Origin of the sequence: Escherichia sp. MOD1-EC4550, from assembly GCF_963876935.1 — a bacterium.
In the GTDB taxonomy this organism is placed as follows: domain Bacteria; phylum Pseudomonadota; class Gammaproteobacteria; order Enterobacterales; family Enterobacteriaceae; genus Escherichia; species Escherichia coli_F.
The window spans coordinates 1-16,469 of the sequence record NZ_CAWNSE010000010.1; the positions used below are offsets into that span (position 1 = coordinate 1).

Here is a 16,469-nt window from a genome sequence, read left to right on the forward strand (position 1 = left end):
GCCGCTTCGCTTTTTCTCAGCGGCGCGGGGTGTGCATAATACGCCTTCCCGCTACAGAGTCAAGCATTTTTTTGCTTTTCTCTGTCGAGATTCTCAGGAGAATCTCGCTGACCCGGCGGCGTGTTTGCCGTTGTTCCGTGTCAGTGGTGGCGCATTATAGGGAGTTATTCCGGCCTGACAAGAGGAAATTTAAAATAATTTTCCGACCGCGCATTTTTTACTCTTTATGCTTATTTCAGCGTCGGTTTGTCGGTTAAATGGGCGATTTCTCGGGCGAAATTCGCCACCTGCTGCCAATCGGTATAGACAACTTCTTTGCGCGTATCCGTTTCACCGCCTGACATCTTCATAATCAGCTTGATCATAAAGCGGTCGTACCAGCGGTAACGTGGATAACGTAGCGCCCCGGCAATGACGGCACAGCGATCGGGACGCCATTGTGAACTCATCAGAAACTTCCGCGCGTAGCTGTTGGTCTGTGGAGTACGCTTCTCCGGTTTACGCGCCACCAGGTTTACGGAGTAAAAGGCGCTCGGCATCGAATTCAGCCGCGTCGCATGCTTTTTGACAAATTCCTGGAACGCAGAGTGGTAGTGACCATAGCGAATAGAAGCACCAATGACCACACGGTCGTAGTTTTCCCACTGTGGTTCTTCAATGCGGTGCACATTGGCGACATCCGCCTGGATCCCCAGTTCTTTCAGTTCCGAAGCCAGGTAGGAGGCAATCTCGCGCGTTTGTCCGTCCCTTGTTGAGAAAAGAATTAATGTTTTCACGTATTACTCCATCATTCACGCCAGAAAGTCGGGGTAAAGAGCACCAGCAATGTAAAGACCTCGAGACGACCAAACAGCATGTTGGCAATCAGGATCCATTTAGCCACCGGGTTCATACTGGTAAAGTTATCAGCAACCACGCCAAGCCCTGGCCCCAGGTTATTCAATGTCGCAACAACCGAGGCAAAGGCAGAAAAGTCATCCACACCCGTGGCGATAATCGCCAGCATACTGACAATAAACACCAATGCATAGGCAGAGAAAAATCCCCAAACAGCTTCGAGGATACGTTCCGGCAGTGCGCGATTCCCTAGCTTAATGCTGTAAACGGCGTTCGGATGCACCAGTCGTTTCAGCTCACGGTTCCCCTGCTTAAACAGCAGCAGAATGCGTATCACTTTCAGGCCACCGCCCGTAGACCCGGCGCAACCGCCAATAAATGCTGAACATAAAAGCAGTACCGGCAAAAAGAGCGGCCAGCGGGCAATGCTATCTGTCGTAAATCCGGCGGTCGTCGCCATCGACACCACCTGAAAAAACGCCTGGTTAATTGTCATCAGCGCCGAACTGTAGACATTATGAAACCACAGCACGAGGGTACAAATAACCACCAGCGTAAACTGTACGCCGATAAACATGCGAAATTCCGGATCGCGCCAATAAACCTTCAGACTACGCCCACTTAACAGCGAAAAGTGCAGACCGTAGTTACAGCCGGAGATCAGCAGGAAGATAGCAATGATAGTGTTAATAGTCGGGCTGTCGAAATAACCGATACTGGCATCATGTGTCGAGAAGCCGCCAATAGCGATAGTCGCAAAGCTATGGCCGATGGCATCAAAGGCATCCATTCCGGCAAACCACAACGCCAGCGCACAGGCGACGGTCAGCAAGACATAAATCAACCACAGGGTTTTCGCCGTTTCCGCAATTCGCGGGCGCATTTTGTTATCTTTCAGCGGGCCGGGCATTTCTGCGCGATAGAGCTGCATCCCACCCACGCCGAGGATAGGCAGTATCGCAACCGCCAAAACGATGATCCCCATCCCGCCAAACCATTGCAGCATCTGGCGATAAAAGAGGATTGCGTGAGGAAGTGTATCCAGTCCCACCAGCGTAGTGGCCCCCGTGGTAGTCAGACCGGAGAAAGATTCAAAAAACGCATCGGTAATCGTGAGGTTTGGGCTTTCCGAAAAGATAAAAGGGAGCGCACCGACGCTACCCAACACGGTCCAGAACAGCACCACTATCAGAAACCCTTCACGGGATTTCAGTTCGCCCTTTTCTTTACGGTTCGGCCACCACAGCATAGAACCAATGGCAAGGGCGACAAAAAAGGTCTGGGTAAAGGCGCGGCCCGCACCATCCCGGTAGATGAGTGCTACCAGCCCAGGGATAATCATGGTCCCTGAAAATAAGATGACCAGTAGTCCAACAATTCGGGTAATGGCGCGAAAATGCATCTCTGCCGCTTCCTTAGTTCTGCAAAACGAAGTGGGGATTATTCTTCAATCGCTAACAATTGCAATGAACCACGGCTAAAATCCGCCAGCTTTGCGGAAAATTCAGCCACTTTCGCCGCCGGAAGCGCCACCCGCAGCAGAACGAATGCCTGATAATCACTGTTGATCATTTTGCCGCCACACTGCCCCAGCAACGCTTCAATGCCGGTCAACTGACTATATTCACATTGCAAAGTATATTCGGTTAATGGCGTCTTGCGTTGGGTCGTTAGCTGGCGCAGTGCCTGATTCACGCCGCCGCCATACGCTTTCACTAACCCACCGGTGCCCAGCAATATGCCGCCGTAGTAGCGCACCACCACGGCGGTAATTTCCCCGACGCCGCTGCCCATAAGTTGGGCGAGCATCGGTTTACCTGCCGTTCCCGCCGGTTCCCCGTCATCAGAGAAACCCAGTTGTTGAGAATCATCCGGTGCGCCAGCTACCCACGCCACACAATGGTGGCGAGCATCGGGATGCTCTGCCCGCACCGATTCAACAAACGCTTTCGCCGCCTCGACGCCATCGGTATGCGCCAACAGCGTAATGAAGCGGCTTTTTTTGATCTCTTCAACAACCGTGACCGGTGCCGCAGGAATTAACCAGCTTTCCATCACGCCAGTTTCAGATCCCGGGTCATGTTTTCCACGTTGTTTTCGTGGATCACCACGTTGTCTTCGATACGAATACCGCCGAACGGTTTCAGTGCTTCAATTTTCTGCCAGTTGAAGTGTTTGCTGAACTGCCCTTCACGCCACGGTGCCAGCAGCGATTCGATGAAGTAGATACCCGGTTCGATGGTTAAGACCATGCCCGGCTGGAGAATACGGGTGCAGCGCAGGTACGGATATTTTGCCGGTGCCGCGAGGTGCGTACCGCTATCATCCTGCATAAAACCGGCCACGTCATGCACCTGCAGGCCCAGCGGATGGCCGATACCGTGCGGCATAAACGGTCCGGTAAGATCATTTTCGACCATCGCCTCTTCACTCATATCGGTGATGATTTGATGTTTACGCAGCAGTTTGGCGATACGCTGATGGAACTGGATGTGGTAATCCACATAGCTGACGCCTGCTTTCATGGTAGCGATCAGCGCCAGTTGTTCATCATTTACGTCTTTCACCAGCTGTGCATAGTCGTTGTCGCTTTTTGCCGACCAGGTACGAGTCAGGTCAGCCGCATAGCCGTTATATTCGGCCCCGGCATCCAGCAGGAAGCTGCGCATCTCTTCCGGTGCCTGATGGTCGAGTTTGGTGTAATGCAGTACCGCAGCGTGTTCGTTGAGCGCCACAATGTTGCTGTAAGGCACGTCGGTATCACGATGACCGGTCGCGGTCAGATAGGCAATGTTGATATCGAACTCGCTCATGCCAGAACGGAACGCTTCTTCTGCCGCGCGATGACCGTTGACCGCCATTTTCTGCGCTTCACGCATACAGGCCAGTTCGTACTCGGTTTTGAAGGAGCGATAGTAATGCAGGTAGTCGATCACCCCTTTCGGGTTGATATTGCTGGCCTCAATGCCCAGTTGCAGCGCTCGTTCCGGCACCGGGCCGATATACCCGATATTGCCGCGCGCAGCAGGCAACAGACTACCAATACCATCGGCTTTCGGCAGCGCGATCACTTCTACATCTTCAGTCCAGAAGGAGGTCGGCAGTGGTTCGACGTTGTGCCAGTAATCAACCGGCAGATAAAACCACAGTTTCGGCTTGTTCACGCCATCTACCAGCAGCCAGCAGTTTGGCACCTGAGTTACCGGCACCCACGCTTTGAATTGCGGGTTCACTTTAAACGGATAGGGATGATCGTCGAGAAAAACGTTGAACAGTTCGCCGGAGTGAATAAGTAACGCATCCAGCTTGAAGCGCGCCAGCGCATCGCGAGTCCGTTCCTGTAAGGTAGCTATATGATTTTTATAGAGCGAGGCCAGTGATTCCATTTTTTACCCTTCTGTTTTTTGACCTTAAGTCTCCGCATCTTAGCACAACGTTAATACAGAGCGTGATTTCTGCCGAGCGTGATCAGATTGGCATTTATTTAATCTTTTATTTGCATATTTTTAACACAAAATACACACTTCATTTCATCTGGTACGACCAGATCACCTTGCGGATTCAGGAGACTGACATGCTTTACAAAGGCGACACCCTGTACCTTGACTGGCTGGAAGATGGCATTGCCGAACTGGTATTTGATGCCCCAGGTTCAGTTAATAAACTCGACACTGCGACCGTCGCCAGCCTCGGCGAGGCCATCGGCGTGCTGGAACAGCAATCAGATTTAAAAGGGCTGCTGCTGCGTTCGAATAAAGCAGCCTTTATCGTCGGTGCTGATATCACCGAATTCTTGTCCCTGTTCCTCGTTCCTGAAGAACAGTTAAGCCAGTGGCTGCATTTTGCCAATAGCGTGTTTAATCGCCTGGAAGATCTGCCGGTGCCGACCATTGCTGCCGTCAACGGCTATGCGCTGGGCGGTGGCTGCGAATGTGTGCTGGCGACCGATTATCGTCTGGCGACGCCAGATCTGCGCATCGGTCTGCCGGAAACCAAACTGGGCATTATGCCGGGCTTTGGCGGTTCTGTACGTATGCCACGTATGCTCGGTGCTGATAGTGCGCTGGAAATCATTGCCGCCGGTAAAGATGTCGGCGCGGATCAGGCGCTGAAAATCGGTCTGGTGGATGGCGTAGTCAAAGCAGAAAAACTGGTTGAAGGCGCGAAGGCGATTTTACGTCAGGCCATTAACGGCGACCTCGACTGGAAAGCGAAACGTCAGCCGAAGCTGGAACCGCTAAAACTGAGCAAGATTGAAGCCACCATGAGCTTCACCATCGCTAAAGGAATGGTCGCACAAACAGCAGGGAAACATTACCCCGCACCCATCACCGCAGTAAAAACCATTGAAGCGGCTGCCCGTTTTGGTCGTGAAGAAGCATTAAATCTGGAAAACAAAAGTTTTGTCCCGCTGGCGCATACCAACGAAGCTCGCGCACTGGTCGGCATTTTCCTTAACGATCAATATGTAAAAGGTAAAGCGAAGAAACTCACCAAAGATGTTGAAACCCCGAAACAGGCCGCTGTGCTGGGCGCAGGCATTATGGGCGGCGGCATCGCTTACCAGTCTGCGTGGAAAGGCGTGCCGGTTGTCATGAAAGATATCAACGACAAGTCGTTAACCCTCGGCATGACCGAAGCCGCGAAACTGCTGAACAAGCAGCTTGAGCGCGGCAAGATCGACGGTCTGAAACTGGCTGGCGTGATCTCCACGATTCATCCAACGCTCGACTACGCCGGGTTTGATCGCGTGGACGTTGTGGTAGAAGCGGTTGTCGAAAACCCGAAAGTGAAAAAAGCCGTGCTGGCAGAAACCGAGCAGAAAGTACGCCCGGATACCGTGCTGGCTTCCAATACTTCAACCATTCCTATCAGCGAACTGGCCAACGCGCTGGAACGCCCGGAAAACTTCTGCGGGATGCATTTCTTTAACCCAGTGCACCGGATGCCGTTGGTGGAAATTATTCGCGGTGAGAAAAGCTCCGACGAAACCATCGCGAAAGTTGTCGCATGGGCGAGCAAGATGGGTAAAACGCCGATTGTGGTTAACGACTGCCCCGGCTTCTTTGTTAACCGCGTGCTGTTCCCCTACTTCGCCGGATTCAGCCAGTTACTGCGCGACGGCGCAGACTTCCGCAAGATCGACAAAGTGATGGAAAAACAGTTTGGCTGGCCGATGGGTCCGGCATACCTGCTGGATGTCGTGGGCATTGATACCGCGCATCACGCCCAGGCAGTGATGGCAGCAGGTTTCCCGCAGCGGATGCAGAAAGATTATCGCGACGCCATCGACGCACTGTTTGATGCCAACCGTTTTGGTCAGAAGAACGGCCTTGGTTTCTGGCGTTATAAAGAAGACAGCAAAGGTAAGCCGAAGAAAGAAGAAGATACCGCCGTTGACGACCTGCTGGCAGAAGTCAGCCAGCCGAAGCGCGATTTTAGCGAGGAAGAGATTATCGCCCGCATGATGATCCCGATGGTCAACGAAGTGGTGCGTTGTCTGGAGGAAGGCATTATCGCCACTCCGGCAGAAGCCGATATGGCACTGGTCTACGGCCTGGGCTTCCCTCCGTTCCACGGCGGCGCGTTCCGCTGGCTGGACACCCTCGGCAGCGCGAAATATCTCGATATGGCACAGCAATATCAGCACCTCGGCCCGCTGTATGAAGTGCCGGAAGGTCTGCGTAATAAAGCGCGTCATAACGAACCGTACTATCCCCCGGTTGAGCCAGCCCGTCCGGTTGGCGACCTGAAAACGGCTTAAGGAGTCACAATGGAACAGGTTGTCATTGTCGATGCAATTCGTACCCCGATGGGCCGTTCGAAGGGCGGTGCTTTTCGTAACGTGCGTGCGGAAGATCTCTCCGCTCATTTAATGCGTAGCCTGCTGGCGCGTAACCCGGCGCTGGAAGCTGCGGCCCTCGATGATATTTACTGGGGTTGTGTGCAGCAGACGCTGGAGCAGGGTTTTAATATCGCTCGTAACGCGGCGCTGTTGGCAGAAGTGCCGCATTCTGTCCCGGCGGTCACCGTCAATCGCTTGTGCGGTTCATCCATGCAGGCACTGCATGACGCAGCACGGATGATTATGACTGGCGATGCACAGGCATGTCTGGTCGGTGGCGTGGAGCATATGGGCCATGTGCCGATGAGTCACGGCGTCGATTTTCACCCCGGCCTGAGTCGCAATGTCGCCAAAGCGGCGGGCATGATGGGCTTAACGGCAGAAATGCTGGCGCGTATGCACGGTATCAGCCGTGAAATGCAGGATGCCTTTGCCGCGCGATCACACGCCCGCGCCTGGGCCGCCACGCAGTCGGGCGCATTTAAAAATGAAATCATCCCGACCGGTGGTCACGATGCCGACGGCGTCCTGAAGCAGTTTAATTACGACGAAGTGATTCGGCCGGAAACCACCGTGGAAGCCCTCGCCACGCTGCGTCCGGCGTTCGATCCAGTCAGCGGCACGGTAACGGCGGGTACGTCTTCCGCGCTCTCCGATGGCGCTGCAGCCATGCTGGTGATGAGTGAAAGCCGCGCCCGTGAATTAGGTCTTAAGCCACGCGCCCGCGTACGTTCGATGGCGGTCGTTGGTTGTGACCCGTCGATTATGGGTTACGGCCCGGTTCCAGCCTCGAAGCTGGCGCTGAAAAAAGCGGGGCTTTCTGCCAGCGATATCGGCGTGTTTGAAATGAATGAAGCTTTTGCCGCGCAGATCCTGCCGTGTATTAAAGATCTGGGGCTAATGGAGCAGATTGACGAGAAGATCAACCTCAATGGTGGTGCGATCGCGCTGGGTCATCCGCTGGGTTGTTCCGGTGCGCGTATCAGCACCACGCTGCTGAATCTGATGGAACGCAAAGACGTTCAGTTTGGTCTGGCGACGATGTGTATCGGTCTGGGTCAGGGTATTGCAACGGTATTTGAGCGGGTTTAACCACTTGCCGGATGCGGCGTGAATGCCTTATCCGGTCTACCGACCCGGCACTAATGTAGGCCTGATAAGACGCGCCAGCGTCGCATCAGGCATCGATTGCCGGATGCGGCGTAAACGCCTTATCCGGCCTACCGACCCGGCACCAATGTAGGCCTGATAAGACGCACCAGCGTCGCATCAGGCATCGTGCATCGATTGCCGGATGCGACATAGATCTAAATGCCACTGTATCACTGTATAAAGTTTTAGTTGCCGTTCTTCCCGCCTGTCAGGGGCGGGTTTTTTATATCTCAGATAAATGCAAACGCATCGCCAAACAGGCGATCTTCCCGCGCATTACGCTCGCTGCAAAACAGGTCACGGGCGATTTTCGCCATCTCAAAACGCCCGGCAATGTAGATATCATGCTCTGCCAGGGTACCGTGATCTTGCAATACCGCCGTTAACACGGTGCCAGTACGCCCACGCCAGCCCGCTTCCGGTTGTTCAACCACCGGCACCACTTGCAGACCAGGATGCTTCAGCGAAAGCGCCTCAAGCTCGCAGAGATCATAAAGATGCTGCTCTTCACGCCCACCCCAGTAAATGGTGATATCACGGTTTGGGTTACGCGCCAGCGCCGTCAGCAAGATTGAGCGCGCATAAGAGAAGCCTGTACCGCCCGCAATCAAAATCATCGGACGTTCTTCATCATCGCGCAGCCACGCTTCTCCGTGGGGAATATCGACCACGATTTGATGATCTTTGAGAATACGGTCCATAACGGCTTTCGCGTAAAGGTTAATTTCAGAAGCGCCAATATGCAGCTCGATGAAACCTTTTTCATCCGGCGTCGAGGCCATTGAAAACGGACGTTTGTCGCGCTCATCCATCACTACCATCAAATACTGACCAGCACGAAAAGAAAAGGCCGCGTCTGGCACGATGCGGACACGATATACGGTATCCGTGATAGCTTCTACCGAGGTCACTTTACAGCTTAAGGTTGTCATGCGCTTTCTCTGTCGGATCGATAAATAGGGCAAAACAAACGCGCATCAGGCGCTTTTACCGTTGTTAAAAATAGCCAGTTCATCCCAGATGGCGTCAATATGCGCGACAACATCCGGATCTTTTTTGATGGGACGTCCCCATTCACGCTGGGTTTCTCCTGGCCATTTATTCGTGGCATCCAGCCCCATTTTTGAACCCAGCCCGGAGACAGGCGAGGCAAAATCCAGATAATCAATAGGCGTATTTTCGACCAACACCGTGTCCCGCGCCGGGTCCATACGGGTGGTAATCGCCCAAATCACATCGTTCCAGTCGCGTGCGTTGACGTCATCATCGCAAACGATCACAAATTTAGTGTACATAAACTGGCGTAAGAACGACCAGACGCCCATCATGACGCGCTTCGCGTGTCCGGCGTACTGTTTTTTGATCGTCACTACCGCCAGGCGATAAGAGCAGCCTTCCGGCGGCAGGTAAAAATCGACAATTTCCGGGAACTGTTTTTGCAGAATCGGCACAAACACTTCGTTCAGTGCGACACCCAGCACAGCAGGTTCATCCGGCGGACGCCCGGTATAGGTGGAATGGTAAATCGCATCTTCACGCTGGGTAATATGCGTCACGGTGAATACCGGGAAACTATCGACTTCGTTATAGTAACCAGTGTGGTCGCCATACGGCCCTTCCGGCGCAGTTTCGCCTTGTTCGATATACCCTTCCAGCACAATCTCCGCACTGGCGGGCACTTCAAGGTCATTGGAGATACACTTCACCACTTCGGTCTTGGTGCCGCGCAGCAATCCGGCAAACGCATATTCTGAAAGTGTATCCGGAACGGGCGTTACCGCACCGAGAATCGTTGCGGGATCAGCACCCAGCGCCACAGAAACCGGGAAACGTTCGCCCGGATGTGCCGCGCACCACTCCTGATAATCTAGCGCGCCGCCGCGATGCGACAGCCAACGCATAATCAGTTTGTTTTTACCAATCAGCTGCTGGCGATAAATGCCCAGATTCTGCCGCTCTTTATGCGGGCCGCGCGTCACTGTCAGCCCCCAGGTAATCAGCGGCGCGGCATCTTCCGGCCAGCAGGTCATAATGGGAATGCGGTTAAGATCGACGTCATCGCCAGAGACGATTTTTTGTTGGCAGGGCGCACCACGCAGTCGCTTTGTCGGCATGTTCAATACTTGTTTAAACTGCGGCAGTTTATCAAACAGGTCGCGGAAACCTTTTGGCGGCTCCGGCTCTTTCAGAAACGCCAATAATTTACCCACTTCACGCAGCGCCGAAACATCTTCCTGCCCCATGCCCATCGCCACGCGCTTTGGCGTACCGAACAGGTTGCACAGCACCGGCATTGAGTAGCCTTTAGGGTTTTCGAACAACAACGCAGGCCCACCGGCACGCAAAGTGCGGTCAGCAATTTCAGTGATTTCCAGATGCGGATCCACCGGGAGCGTGATACGTTTTAGCTCACCCTGCTGTTCAAGCAGCGTCAGGAAGTCGCGTAAATCGTTATATTTCATGGCATCCATTGTAGCCTCTTAATCTGCGCCCATTATACGGCGTTCATCTTTGCGATGCTGTAAATTTGTTAAATTAGCGTGAACTCTGACGGTATAACGCAAACCGGGGAATATAATTAACTTAGCGTAAAGCTTTTGCTATCCTTGCGCCCCGATTAAACGGATAAGAGTCATTATGCAATCCTGGTATTTACTGTACTGCAAGCGCGGGCAACTTCAACGTGCCCAGGAACACCTCGAAAGACAGGCTGTGAATTGCCTGGCACCGATGATCACCCTGGAAAAAATCGTGCGTGGCAAACGTACTGCAGTCAGTGAACCATTGTTCCCCAACTACCTGTTTGTGGAATTTGATCCAGAAGTCATTCATACCACGACTATCAACGCGACCCGCGGTGTCAGCCACTTCGTGCGCTTTGGTGCGTCGCCAGCGATAGTCCCATCGGCGGTGATTCATCAGCTATCGGTATATAAACCGAAAGACATTGTCGATCCGGCAACCCCTTATCCGGGTGATAAGGTGATTATTACCGAAGGCGCGTTCGAAGGTTTTCAGGCCATTTTCACCGAACCCGACGGTGAGGCTCGCTCCATGCTATTGCTTAATCTTATTAATAAAGAGATTAAGCACAGTGTGAAGAACACCGAGTTCCGCAAACTCTAAAACGCAATCCCAAACAGTGTTTTAACATTGGCATCCGTGGTGGCAGCCAGCCATGCGGCATCTTCTCCACGCCAGTGCGCAATACGTTGCAAAATATGGGGCAGATGGGCTGGCTCGTTGCGCCGGGATGATGGCTTCGGCGTGAGATCGCGCGGGAGCAAATACGGCGCATCAGTTTCGATCAGCAATTTCTCCGCCGGAATCAACGGCAACAATTCCCGCAGCTCCAGCCCGCGTCGTTCATCGCAAACCCAACCGGTAATGCCGATATAAATTCCACGCGCCGCGCACGCCTGCATCTCTTCACGTGTACCGGTAAAGCAATGAAGAACTGCACCAGGCAGTTTATCCAGCCACGGCTCCAGCAAGGTTATAAACCGATCGTGGGCATCGCGACAGTGCATAAATACCGGCATGTTTAATTCTGCAGCAATGCGTAGCTGAGCAACAAAAGCACGCTCCTGTTCTTCTGGTGTAGAAAAGTTGCGGTTAAAGTCGAGGCCACACTCACCAATCGCCACCACTTCTGGCTGCGAGGCCAGTTCAATGATCGCTTCTTCGGTCGCTGCTTGCCACTGGCTGCTGTCATGAGGATGCACGCCCGCCGTTGACCAACAGGATGAATACTGACGCGCCAGTTTTTGTGCCTGCTGGCTTTCGTGCAGGTTAGTGCCAGTGATGAGCAGCCCATCAACTCCTGCGTCAAAAGCGCGTGCTACAACATCATCACGGTCTTTCGCAAATTGCGAACTGGTCAAATTAACGCCGATATCAAACATCCTGTACTCCATATGACAACCGCCCTGACGGGCGGTTGAATTTATTCTTCAGTTTTTTCGCTTTCTGCTTCAGCGTCGTTTTCCTCTTCCCGGTTTCGACCCTTACCAACGTAAAAGCGTGAGAAGAAGACACCGATTTCAAACAGGCAGTACATCGGGATCGCCAGCAGCGTTTGCGAGAAGACATCCGGCGGCGTCAGCAGCATCCCGACAACAAATGCGCCAACCAGCACATACGGACGTTTTTTGCGTAAGTCTTCTGGCGAGGTAATTCCCATCCAGCACAGCAGCACAATTGCCACCGGCACTTCAAAGGAGACACCAAACGCCATAAACAGCGCCATAACGAAGCTTAAATAGCTGGCGATGTCGGTGGATACCTGTACCCCTTCCGGCGCGGTATTGGCAAGGAAGCCAAATGCCAGAGGAAAGACCACAAAGTAGGCGAACGCCATGCCGATATAAAACAACAGAGAGCTGGAAACCAGCAGCGGCACCACCAGGCGACGTTCATGCTTATACAATGCTGGGGCGATAAACGCCCACACCTGATAGAGAATCACCGGCGCTGATAGAATCAGCGACACCATAAAGGTCAGCTTGATCGGCGTAAAGAACGGTGAGGCCACGTCGGTGGCGATCATCGTTGAACCTTGCGGCAACTGCTTGATCAATGGCGCGGATACCAGGTGATAGATGTCATTGGCGAAATAGACCAGACACAGGAATATCACGATCACCGCGATAATGCAGTTCAGCAGACGCTTACGCAGCTCAATCAGATGCGTGATAAGCGGTTGAGTATCTTCTACAGACATGTTTACGGTTTATCACTCGACGAAGGGGAAGGTGCAGCGGTTTTCGGTTCAGCGTCCGCAGCAGGTTTTACCACCGGCTCTGGCGTGGTTTCTGGCTTCTGTTCCGGCGAACTGGCCTGCGTTTGTGCAGCGGCAGGCGTTACGCCTTCATGCGCAGCTTCATTATCTTTCACCACCGGATTATGGATGGTGTGCGCTTCATCGCTCGCCTTTTCAGGATCGTTTGCAACGTAGGAACGCTTCATCGACTCCGCGGCCTGGCGTAGTTCATCCATCGACGCTTTCAGTTCGGGCGTCAGGTTAGTGAGGCTCGCCTTTTCAACCTTTTTCAGGCTGTCCTGAAACTCCTGGAGTTTTAACTCCTGGGTCAGTTCGTTCTGCACCGTTGTCGCCAGTGAACGCAACGCGCGAATCCAGCCCGCTACCGTTTTTACCGCCACAGGCAGTCGTTGCGGCCCCAGAACGACGAGGCCGATGATGAACACCAATAGCAGTTCGCTAAAACCGATATCAAACACGGATTACACCTGCTCTTTATCGTGGCGCTTCGCGTCTTCTGTTTTAGCCTGTTCCTGATTCGTATCCGCCTGCTTATCGGCGATAGTTTTGGCAGTAAAATCAGCATCCTGACTGGTTTTATCCTGCTTTGGTTCATCATCGCTCATTGCTTTTTTAAAGCCTTTGATCGACGCACCAAGATCGGAACCGATGGAGCCGAGCTTTTTGGTGCCAAAAAGCAGTACAACGATGACGGCAATAATCAATAACTGCCAAATACTGATACCACCCATACATGTTCCTCTGTGGTAGATGATGATTAAACAAGGCCGCATTATACGTTACACGGCCCGCCTTGAGCGATGAAAAAATCAGCGTGTTTTGCGCCAACCGACAAACCAGGCGATCAGACCACCTGCCATTAACCAGCCGGGCATCAACCCCCATTCAGGGCGGCTGACCAACAAGAATGTGCCGCTTAATACTAACGTAGCGCCAATTCCGAGAAAATAACGCGATTGTCCCTGACGTACATGATTTGACTGAAGCTCGCGGGCAATCTTATCAACACTGTGCTGTAAATACTTGCCCTGGCGCAAACTGTCGTAAACCAGTTCAGGCAGTTCTGGCATTTTTTCGACCCAGAACGGCGCTTTTTCTTTAAATGCTCTCACCAGCGCAGGAATACCGACCTGATCTTTAATCCACGACTCCAGGAAAGGCTTCGCCGTTTTCCATAAATCGAGCTGCGGATAAAGCTGGCGACCTACCCCTTCGACGTAGAGCAGGGTTTTCTGGAGTAACACCAGTTGCGGCTGCACTTCCATATTGAAGCGACGCGCCGTATTAAACAGATTTAACAGTACATGTCCAAACGAAATTTCGGCCAGCGGTTTCTCAAAGATAGGTTCACAGACCGTACGAATGGCAAATTCGAACTCTTCAACGTTGGTATCTGGCGGCACCCAGCCAGAATCGACGTGTAGCTCTGCCACTTTGCGATAGTCGCGATTAAAGAAGGCGATAAAGTTTTCCGCCAGATAGCGTTTATCTTCTTTGTTTAGCGAGCCGACAATCCCGCAATCAATGCCGATATATTTCGGGTTTTCCGGGTGTTCATAGCTTACGAAGATGTTGCCAGGGTGCATATCGGCATGGAAAAAACTGTCGCGAAAGACCTGAGTGAAGAACACCTGCACGCCGCGTTCTGCCAGCAACTTCATGTTGGTGCCGTTTTTCTCCAGCGCCGCGACATCTGAAACCGGAATGCCGTAAATGCGCTCCATCACCATCATCCCTTCACTACAATAGTCAGGGTAAACTTCCGGGATGTAGAGCATTGGGCTGTCTTCAAAATTGCGCCGAAGCTGAATGGCGTTGGCAGATTCCCGCAGCAAATTCAGTTCATCAATCAATGTCTTTTCGTACTCGCGCACCACTTCGGTTGGGCGCAGACGGCGACCATCCGGCAGCAAACGCGGCACCCAGCGAGCCAGACGGTAGATAAGTTTCAGATCCGCTTTAATCACCGGCAAAATATCCGGGCGGATAACTTTAATCACCACCTCTTTGCCATTCGATTTCAATCGTGCGGTATGAACCTGAGCAATAGAAGCCGACGCCAGCGGCTTGATTTCAAAATCGTCAAACCACGCTTCTACCGGCAAACCGCCCATTGCAGCTTCAATCTGTTGCTTCGCAAGCTTGCCATCAAACGGAGCAACTTTGTCCTGCAATAACGCCAGCTGATCGGCAATATGCGGAGGAAAAAGGTCGCGGCGGGTAGACAGCATCTGCCCGAACTTGATCCACACTGGTCCCAGTTCTTGCAGGGCCAGTCGTAGCCGCTCACCTAAAGGTTTGTCTTTATGCCGATTTGGCATCCAGAATAATGAGTATCGCCATAGCCGTAGCGGCAGGGTGATACGCATTTTGGGGATCAGTTCATCAAGTCCGTAGCTTAAAAAAGTGCGAATGATGAAATATAGGCGCCGTACTTCACCTGTCGTCATTTAGCCTCCAGTTTTTCCAGCCGTTTGGTCAGGGCATCAACAGCACGCTCGACGGCAGCCGTCTCTTCCGCAAACCAGGCCACTTCAAGCGGACCAGGTGCCATACGCCACTCTTCAGTAATGGCTTCTGCCACATAACGTTGCTGGCGCTTAATGCTGTGATGCAGGAACTTTGCGCCTCCGCGCATGGCTTTGCTGATACCTTCAGCGGCGATATCACCGGTATAAGGGGCCAGCAGTTCCGCAGGGTCGAACTCTGCCAGATCTGCCAGCGCAACGAAGTTTTGCACCACCTGAATATCGCCCTGTACTTCCAGCTCACCGCTGCGAATTAACGCAGCAAGCTGCTGGCGATCGCGAAGTTTCGGCAACACGCTGGCGTAGGCGATAACGGTGCAGTCAGCATCTCCTGCCCATTCGCCCAGCACATCGACCTGGCGTTCGCTGAACACCAGAATCAATGACGTCGAAAAGCCTTTTACCTCCACGCGCAAAACTTTACCCAGCAGACGCGAGCGGGCCGTTTTCAGCGCGGGTGAACGATACAGGAAGGTGTTGAGCAGACTTTCAATTCCTGCCGTCACTAAAGGTTTAAAAGGCATTTCCGGTCTCCTGTCAGAACTTATAACCACGATGCAGCGCCACAACCCCTGCCGTCAGGTTGTAATAGTCGACACTTTCGAATCCAGCATCCTGCATCATAGCTTTCAGGGTGTCCTGATCGGGATGCATGCGGATAGATTCAGCAAGATAACGGTAGCTGTCAGCGTCGTTCGCGACCAGTGAGCCAATACGCGGCAGCACATGGAAGGAGTAAGCGTCATAGGCCTTACTTAACGGCTCGATAATCGGCTTCGAGAACTCAAGCACCAGCAGTCGGCCGCCAGGTTTCAGAACGCGATACATTGAACGCAGAGCTTTATCTTTGTCAGTGACGTTACGCAGACCAAACGAAATGGTGATGCAATCAAAGGTGTTATCCGGGAACGGCAGCGCCTCAGCGTTCGCCTGAACATACTCAACGTTGCCAATCACACCAATATTACGCAGCTTCTCGCGGCCCATTTTGAGCATGGATTCATTGATATCAGCAAGGACCACTTTGCCAGTTTCACCCACCAGGCGGGAGAATTTCGCTGTCAGGTCGCCAGTACCGCCTGCCAGATCCAGCACGGTCTGCCCGCGGCGTACGCCACTGCAATCAATCGTGAAGCGTTTCCACAAACGATGTATGCCAAAAGACATCAAATCATTCATGACATCGTATTTCGATGCCACGGAATGGAAAACGTGGGCGACCATATCCGCTTTTTGTTCCTTCGCGACGGTCTGAAAACCAAAGTGCGTCGTTTCTTGTGACTTATCCACCATCTCAATGCCTGCTCATCAAAAAATTGTTCCA

Annotated in this window: 16 protein-coding genes; 3 read left to right on the forward strand and 13 right to left on the reverse strand. The window is 52.8% G+C overall.

Translation table 11 applies throughout. The features are described 5' to 3' along the window. Positions 1-230: 230 nt before the first annotated feature. Genes hemG through pepQ form a run of 4 tightly spaced genes read right to left on the reverse strand, consistent with a single transcriptional unit; the run spans position 231 to position 4,223 of the window. On the reverse strand, positions 231-776 hold the full coding sequence (gene hemG, locus AACU19_RS06710; protein ID WP_032185585.1) for a menaquinone-dependent protoporphyrinogen IX dehydrogenase: 546 nt from the start codon (positions 774-776) through the stop codon (positions 231-233). A gap of 11 nt (positions 777-787) precedes the next feature. Then, a complete protein-coding gene (trkH, locus tag AACU19_RS06715) occupies positions 788-2,239 on the reverse strand; it encodes a Trk system potassium transporter TrkH (protein WP_000545683.1) in 1,452 nt (483 codons plus the stop codon). A gap of 38 nt (positions 2,240-2,277) precedes the next feature. Beyond that, positions 2,278-2,892 (reverse strand): IMPACT family protein, encoded by a 615-nt coding sequence (locus AACU19_RS06720; RefSeq protein WP_105278838.1) that lies wholly within the window; start codon positions 2,890-2,892, stop codon positions 2,278-2,280. Then, positions 2,892-4,223 (reverse strand): Xaa-Pro dipeptidase, encoded by a 1,332-nt coding sequence (gene pepQ, locus AACU19_RS06725; RefSeq protein WP_000444561.1) that lies wholly within the window; start codon positions 4,221-4,223, stop codon positions 2,892-2,894. The genes AACU19_RS06720 and pepQ overlap by 1 nt, the downstream gene beginning before the upstream one ends. A 188-nt stretch (positions 4,224-4,411) precedes the next feature. On the opposite strand from pepQ, the gene fadB reads away from it, so the two are divergent. Further along, a complete protein-coding gene (gene fadB / locus AACU19_RS06730; RefSeq protein ID WP_105271934.1) occupies positions 4,412-6,601 on the forward strand; it encodes a fatty acid oxidation complex subunit alpha FadB in 2,190 nt (729 codons plus the stop codon). 9 nt (positions 6,602-6,610) lie between these two features. Continuing rightward, a complete protein-coding gene (gene fadA, locus AACU19_RS06735; RefSeq protein WP_000438749.1) occupies positions 6,611-7,774 on the forward strand; it encodes an acetyl-CoA C-acyltransferase FadA in 1,164 nt (387 codons plus the stop codon). Between the two features lie 290 nt (positions 7,775-8,064). Here the strand turns inward: fadA and fre are convergent, their stop codons facing one another. Both fre and ubiD read right to left on the reverse strand, forming a co-directional pair. After that, positions 8,065-8,766: an NAD(P)H-flavin reductase gene (gene fre, locus AACU19_RS06740; RefSeq protein ID WP_000209826.1), complete on the reverse strand. Its 702-nt coding sequence runs from the start codon at positions 8,764-8,766 to the stop codon at positions 8,065-8,067. A 45-nt stretch (positions 8,767-8,811) separates the two neighbouring features. Then, positions 8,812-10,305, reverse strand: a complete 1,494-nt coding sequence (gene ubiD / locus AACU19_RS06745; protein ID WP_000339804.1) for a 4-hydroxy-3-polyprenylbenzoate decarboxylase — start codon at positions 10,303-10,305, stop codon at positions 8,812-8,814. A gap of 166 nt (positions 10,306-10,471) precedes the next feature. Here ubiD and rfaH point away from each other — a divergent pair, with 166 nt between their 5' ends. Further along, the gene (gene rfaH / locus AACU19_RS06750; protein WP_001192396.1) at positions 10,472-10,960 is read left to right on the forward strand and encodes a transcription/translation regulatory transformer protein RfaH; all 489 of its coding nucleotides are present in this window, start codon (positions 10,472-10,474) and stop codon (positions 10,958-10,960) included. On the opposite strand, the gene tatD is transcribed toward rfaH, so the two are convergent. From tatD to ubiE, 7 genes are all read right to left on the reverse strand, one after another. After that, the gene (gene tatD / locus AACU19_RS06755) at positions 10,957-11,739 is read right to left on the reverse strand and encodes a 3'-5' ssDNA/RNA exonuclease TatD (protein ID WP_010362352.1); all 783 of its coding nucleotides are present in this window, start codon (positions 11,737-11,739) and stop codon (positions 10,957-10,959) included. The genes rfaH and tatD overlap by 4 nt on opposite strands. Before the next feature lie 41 nt (positions 11,740-11,780). After that, entirely contained in the window at positions 11,781-12,557 is a 777-nt protein-coding gene (tatC, locus tag AACU19_RS06760; protein WP_000109943.1) for a Sec-independent protein translocase subunit TatC, read from the reverse strand. Positions 12,558-12,559: 2 nt separating this feature from the next. Then, positions 12,560-13,075 (reverse strand): Sec-independent protein translocase protein TatB, encoded by a 516-nt coding sequence (gene tatB, locus AACU19_RS06765; protein ID WP_000459594.1) that lies wholly within the window; start codon positions 13,073-13,075, stop codon positions 12,560-12,562. Positions 13,076-13,078: 3 nt separating this feature from the next. Continuing rightward, positions 13,079-13,348, reverse strand: coding sequence for a Sec-independent protein translocase subunit TatA (gene tatA, locus AACU19_RS06770; protein WP_001295260.1), 270 nt, complete (start codon positions 13,346-13,348; stop codon positions 13,079-13,081). Between the two features lie 78 nt (positions 13,349-13,426). After that, positions 13,427-15,067 carry a ubiquinone biosynthesis regulatory protein kinase UbiB gene (ubiB, locus tag AACU19_RS06775; protein ID WP_105278839.1) on the reverse strand — a complete coding sequence of 547 codons (1,641 nt, stop codon included), beginning with the start codon at positions 15,065-15,067 and terminating at the stop codon, positions 13,427-13,429. Continuing rightward, positions 15,064-15,669 carry a ubiquinone biosynthesis protein UbiJ gene (ubiJ, locus tag AACU19_RS06780; protein WP_001353703.1) on the reverse strand — a complete coding sequence of 202 codons (606 nt, stop codon included), beginning with the start codon at positions 15,667-15,669 and terminating at the stop codon, positions 15,064-15,066. Before ubiJ ends, ubiB begins: the two co-directional genes overlap by 4 nt. 13 nt (positions 15,670-15,682) lie before the next feature. Continuing rightward, on the reverse strand, positions 15,683-16,438 hold the full coding sequence (gene ubiE / locus AACU19_RS06785; RefSeq protein WP_000227958.1) for a bifunctional demethylmenaquinone methyltransferase/2-methoxy-6-polyprenyl-1,4-benzoquinol methylase UbiE: 756 nt from the start codon (positions 16,436-16,438) through the stop codon (positions 15,683-15,685). Positions 16,439-16,469: the final 31 nt, after the last annotated feature.